The organism is Rhodococcus sp. CX (assembly GCF_015865005.1).
GTDB lineage: Bacteria > Actinomycetota > Actinomycetes > Mycobacteriales > Mycobacteriaceae > Rhodococcus.
On the sequence record NZ_JADZGH010000270.1, the window covers coordinates 25954 to 28428 of the forward strand.

General features: G+C 63.8%; 3 protein-coding genes. 1 reads left to right on the forward strand and 2 read right to left on the reverse strand.

Features of this window, described 5'->3' with window-relative positions:
• Together I0Q12_RS30565 and I0Q12_RS30570 are read right to left on the reverse strand one after the other, a co-directional pair.
• The coding region (locus I0Q12_RS30565; protein WP_197257676.1) for an enoyl-CoA hydratase-related protein at positions 1-742 on the reverse strand (742 nt) is incomplete at its 3' end.
• A gap of 9 nt (positions 743-751) precedes the next feature.
• Complete coding sequence (locus tag I0Q12_RS30570; protein ID WP_197257678.1) at positions 752-1747, reverse strand: nitronate monooxygenase family protein; 996 nt, start codon at positions 1745-1747, stop codon at positions 752-754.
• Between the two features lie 267 nt (positions 1748-2014).
• On the opposite strand from I0Q12_RS30570, the gene I0Q12_RS34405 reads away from it, so the two are divergent.
• Positions 2015-2475, forward strand: a 461-nt coding sequence (locus tag I0Q12_RS34405; protein ID WP_231611761.1) for a FadR/GntR family transcriptional regulator, incomplete at its 3' end; no start/stop codon positions are given.

Below are 2475 nucleotides of genomic sequence, written 5' to 3' on the forward strand. Positions count from 1 at the left end.
CGCTGCCGTTCGATCGGAAGGACACCGCGGCCTCCGCCTCGAGGCTCAGCGCATGCGAGAGCGACACTCCCGCACCTTCCTTGAGCAGTCGTAGCATCCGTTGGATCGCCGCGGGGTGCCCGTCGGCGATCCGATGCGCGATCTCGAGAGTGCGCGCCATGAGTGCTTCGTGCGCGACCACCTCGTTCGCGAGGCCGATCCGAGCGGCGGTCGCGCCGTCGATCGGTTCACCACTGAGGACAAACTGGATCGCGGCGGGCAGACCGACCATGCGCGGTAGCATCGCGCTTCCACCCCAACCGTTGAGCAGCCCGATCTGCGCGTGAGTATCGGCGAATTCGGCACGTTCCGAGGCGATGATGAACGAGCAGTTCACCGCGAGCTCGTAGGCACCGGTGTAGCAGGGGCCGTTCACCGCCGCTATCACAGGCTTCGAGATGCCACGCAGAACCTGAGTGGGTGTCGGGCCTTCCGTCCGTGGGGACGGACCCGAAAGCGCTTCGGGGAGATCCACGCCTGCGGAAAACGAGGTGCCTGCGCCGGTGATGACGATGGCGCGGACCTCGTCGTCACCGTCCGCGCGCCACAGTTCCTGCTTGATCGCCTTGCGCATCGCCCGGTTGATCGCATTGCGTCGATCGGGTCGATTCAACGTGAGGACCGTGACGAATCCGTCACGCTCGACCAGGAGCGGAGGCTCGTTCGGGTCGTCAGCGGTGGTTTCGACAGCCGCTTCACTCATGTGCCCGCCTCAGACCGCGGCGGAGGCGGGCGAAGCGACAATCACGTCACGGCTCAAGCCGAGCAGACGTTCCTCCGCGTCGGCCGCGGTACGACGAACAACCTCTCCTGCGGACGGAATGTCCTTGATCAGCCCCTGGACGACACCGACAGTCCAGATACCGAACTCCGGATCGCCCTCCTCGTAGACCTTGCGCCCACGGGTACCCGCGACGAGATCCTTGACGTCCTTGAACCGCCCTCCCTTGTTCAGGATGTCAACGACCTCCTCACTGACCGAGTTTCGCGACGCGCGCATCGTGTTGCGGAGCTGGCGGAAGATCAGCTGGGTATCGAGTTCTGAGGCCCCGACGATGCGATTCTTGATGTTGTCGTGAATCGGGCTCTCCTGTGTGCACATGAACCGCGTGCCCATGTTGATCCCGTCTGCACCGAGCGCGAGTGCAGCGGCGAGACCGCGGCCATCGGCAAATCCACCGGAGGCAATGAAAGGAATGGAGAGCGCGTCCGCCGCTGCGGGAATGAGGACGAGCCCCGGTACATCATCTTCACCCGGATGACCTGCACACTCGAAGCCATCGATACTCACGGCATCGACACCGATGCGTTCGGCCTTGAGCGCGTGGCGCACACTCGTGCACTTGTGAATGACCTTGATACCGTGCTCTTTCAAGTGTTCGACGTGCACGCTCGGATCCGAGCCAGCGGTTTCGACAATCTTCACGCCGGAGTCGATGATCACCTGCCGGTACTCCGCGTACGGCGGCGGGTTGATGGACAGGGTCAGGGTCAGGTTCACTCCGAAGGGCTTGTCCGTCATGGCCTTACAGCGCTCGATCTCTCGCGCCAACGCATCCGGCGTCGGCTGCGTCAGCGCAGTGATGATGCCGAGACCGCCGGCATTCGACACTGCCGCAGCGAGTTCAGAGCGGCCGACCCACATCATTCCGCCCTGCACGATCGGGTGCTCGACACCGAACTCCTCGGTGAACCGTGTCTTCAACATTGCTGCTCCTAGGCGTGTGCCGGACTTCCAGTGGCGGTCACCGCCGTGATTCACCACCCCATCGACCATTACCAAGCTAACATAGTTGACTAAGTCTATTGACTGCAAGGCTCCCCGTGAACGCCCCGGCCGAACCCGCTTTTTCACCCCGGACCTGCGCTTCCACCCCGGGAAATGCCGCCCCGAGCGGCAGCTTGCACAACAGGTATCCTGAAGTGCTTAACTGAGTACTCATAGTCACCCTTGAAAGCAGAGGTGTACGCACCCATGACCGATAACGCCACCGCTGCGCCAGTCTTCGAGCATCGCCCCTTCGCAGCGCGTGCCATGCGGACCCCGAAGACCGCCGAGTTGGTTGCTCTCAAACTCCGCCGGATGATCGTCGACGGCGACTTGACGGACGGGGATCACCTTCCCCACGAGGCCGAACTGATGGAGCACTTCTCGGTGAGCCGCCCGACCCTACGGGAGGCCGTCCGAGTGCTCGAAGCCGAGCGACTCGTCGAGGTTCGCCGTGGATCACGCTCCGGGGCGAGGGTGTGCGTGCCCGGACCCGAGGTTGTCGCACGGCCGGCATCGCTCCTGTTGGAGCTGTCGGGTGCGACAGTCGAAGACGTATTCGTCGCGCGTGAGGCCATCGAGCCGGCAGCCGCTCGCATCCTGGCGGAATCCGGCTCCGAGGACGACTTCGACGAACTCGAACGCCTGCTCGACGAGGAGGTGCCCGC

Coding starts and splice junctions, on each gene's coding strand:
- I0Q12_RS30570 (WP_197257678.1), bottom strand. CDS start 1,747: ATGTTGAAGACACGGTTCACCGAGGAGTTCGGTGTCGAGCACCCGATC.